This is a genomic window from Endozoicomonas atrinae, assembly GCF_001647025.1.
Lineage (GTDB): Bacteria > Pseudomonadota > Gammaproteobacteria > Pseudomonadales > Endozoicomonadaceae > Endozoicomonas > Endozoicomonas atrinae.
Genome location: NZ_LUKQ02000456.1, coordinates 1 through 2,411 on the forward strand (window position 1 = coordinate 1; position 2,411 = coordinate 2,411).

Below are 2,411 nucleotides of genomic sequence, written 5' to 3' on the forward strand. Positions count from 1 at the left end.
GCGTCATTCGTAAGGCGATCAAGAACCGGAAGATTTTTCGGACTGATGAGTCAGTCATGAAGGTAATCTATCTGGCCATGGAAAAAGCTTCCGAGAAATGGACCATGCCGATCAGGAACTGGAAAGCAGCCATGAACCGGTTTGAAATTATGTTTCCTGACCGGTTCAAGGAGTAATAGTTTTGGTGGCGTTTACACAGAATTATTTACAGGCTCTTTTTGGAATAAATAGTATATATTGGCTCAGCTCCAAGCTTTTTATAGAAATCTCTTGAGATGTGATTTACCTCAAAGATATCACCGATAATTTCTTTTCTTCCCAGCTTTCTTGCAATTTCTGAAGCCTCTTCATCTAGGACTTTACCTACTCCTGATCGACGATATTCTTTTTTTACAAACATCAGGTAGATCCATAGATAATCATTTCTATCTAGGTGCATGGCTCGAAATTCGGGTTTAACCCAGACAAACCCGGCCCGTTGATCTTTTTCTTCCACGACTCTTATCTCTTTTCGGGCTATAGAGTCAATAACTTCATCTTTATAATGATCACAGATGAGAGGCTCTTCAGGCCATTCCTCTATTATATGAGTCTCTTTTATACCATCAATTATGAATTGCAGGTCCTGCTCAATAGCAGCTCTAATCTTCATGGATACTTCCATTAGCCTGGTCAGCAATTTTGTGCAGCCGGATAAGACCATCTTTAAGCTTATCCTAGTTGAACTAATTAGATAGTCTTTTGGATGTCTCGTTCTATATTCATTAGTTTAAAAAAGCTAAACATAAAAGAGTGTGAATGCTGCTTTTGGGTATCCGGCATAAACCAATCCACTCGATACCATGTTAAATGGTCTCGACACTTTGCTTTTTGCAGGGAAGAACAAGCTGGAAGTTTTACTACTGGCCTGATGATCGTTTGTTAAAGAAAACGAATGCAGGATTGGTTCATGGTGATGATAAGGCACTGTATTTTTGCATGACTGGCTTAAAGTGTAATGATCAACCCATCATAGCCTGCTTCAATATCCTTTGGTAATGGATTGATATTCATCCAATTATCAAGCTCATGACCAATATGCGTAAGAATGGTGCGTGATGGTTGTACCCTCTCGTGGAGTTCCATGACATCTTTCAGGCTGTTGTGAGCCCCGGGAGGATCTGGCATGTCCGGAGCGTAGCTGCAGTCAATAATCATGATATTCAGAGGATTGCTGGTAAAAAAGTTGAGGGTCTCATCTGGGAGCCCCAGGGTGTCTGTCAGATAGGCCAGTGTCCTGCCATTACGATGAAAAACATAGCCCATTGTTGGGCGTGAGTGACTGAGGGGAATCGGGGTTATCTTAACACCGTTTACATTAAAGGGAGCGAATGGAGCAACGGTCTGGGAAAAATCAAGAATTCCGGAATGTTTCAACAGCTCTGCCGGTGCATCCGATGTGTCTGGTCCGACCACCGAAATTTTCAGGGCGCTTCCCCAGCGAAGGCTGAATAAACCGGCAATATGGTCCATATGGTAATGAGTCAGAACAATCTGTTTCAGGGAACCTGCAGGAAAGCGATCTTCAATATCCGTGAGACCCGCATCAATAAGAATCACTTCACCGTCGGACTCCAGTGTTGCGGAAGCCGGTCTACGAGCGAGAAACGGGTCCATGATGGCTCTGGTGCAGGCGGGGCAGTCACAACCATAAACCGGGCATCCTTTCACGCTGCCTGTGCCAGTCAGGGTAAACTTCATCGGGAACTCCATAAAACCCCCTATAAACTGAGTGGCAGTGCTGTAGTGGATTTAATGGCAGAGAGAGCCAGAGCGGTTTTAATCTGGCTGACACCGGGAATCTTCATAAGCTCTTCCATCAGGAAAAAAGAGAGTGCGTGCTGATTTTTCGCGACAACCTTCAATAGGTAATCGCCATCACTACCAGTGATGGCGTGACACTCCATAACCGGAGACATTTTCAGAATGGCCTCTTTGAAATAGGTTGCAGAATCCGGAGTATGATTATCAAGAGAAACAGTGACAAAGGCTTCTACATCCAGACCAACAGCCTGAGGGTTCAGTAAAGTTACCTGTTTCTGTATGTAACCCTTTGCTTTCAGCCGGCTGATACGGCGGGAGCATTGCGATGCAGACAGGCTGACCAGCTCTGCAAGGCATTGCAGGGATAGCGCATCATCCTGCTGGAGTGCAGATAAAAGCCGTATGTCGTAAGTATCCAATACATTTCTGCTCATCATCCGATCCCTCGCTACTTTTTGGCCGCACTTCTTTTCAATACAGAACGCCATGTGCGACTTTTAGGTTTGCATAAGGAGACATGACTGAACCTGCTTTCTGCTATTAAAAGCAGTAAAAAGCAAAAAAGAAGGTTTCAGTCATGCCCGTTGAAGAGTTTATCACTACAGTCT

The 2,411-nt window shown here is 44.3% G+C and carries 3 protein-coding genes and 1 pseudogene; 1 reads left to right on the top strand and 3 read right to left on the bottom strand.

Features of this window, described 5'->3' with window-relative positions; genetic code table 11:
- Nucleotides 1-176 (top strand): annotated as a pseudogene (locus AK963_RS32675) (IS256 family transposase); the annotation flags it as partial.
- Nucleotides 177-205: 29 nt separating this feature from the next.
- Here AK963_RS32675 and AK963_RS27825 read toward each other — a convergent pair.
- The 3 genes from AK963_RS27825 to AK963_RS27835 all read right to left on the bottom strand — a co-directional run bounded on the left by AK963_RS27825 (nt 206) and on the right by AK963_RS27835 (nt 2,240).
- The gene (locus AK963_RS27825) at nt 206-652 is read right to left on the bottom strand and encodes a GNAT family N-acetyltransferase (protein ID WP_175404698.1); all 447 of its coding nucleotides are present in this window, start codon (nt 650-652) and stop codon (nt 206-208) included.
- A gap of 335 nt (nt 653-987) precedes the next feature.
- Nucleotides 988-1,740, bottom strand: coding sequence for a phosphonate metabolism protein PhnP (gene phnP, locus AK963_RS27830; RefSeq protein ID WP_066018567.1), 753 nt, complete (start codon nt 1,738-1,740; stop codon nt 988-990).
- 20 nt (nt 1,741-1,760) lie between these two features.
- The gene (locus tag AK963_RS27835) at nt 1,761-2,240 is read right to left on the bottom strand and encodes an Lrp/AsnC family transcriptional regulator (protein WP_175404699.1); all 480 of its coding nucleotides are present in this window, start codon (nt 2,238-2,240) and stop codon (nt 1,761-1,763) included.
- Between the last annotated feature and the right edge of the window lie 171 nt (nt 2,241-2,411).

Coding starts and splice junctions, on each gene's coding strand:
- AK963_RS27825 (WP_175404698.1), bottom strand. CDS start 652: ATGAAGATTAGAGCTGCTATTGAGCAGGACCTGCAATTCATAATTGAT.
- AK963_RS27835 (WP_175404699.1), bottom strand. CDS start 2,240: ATGATGAGCAGAAATGTATTGGATACTTACGACATACGGCTTTTATCT.
- phnP (WP_066018567.1), bottom strand. CDS start 1,740: ATGAAGTTTACCCTGACTGGCACAGGCAGCGTGAAAGGATGCCCGGTT.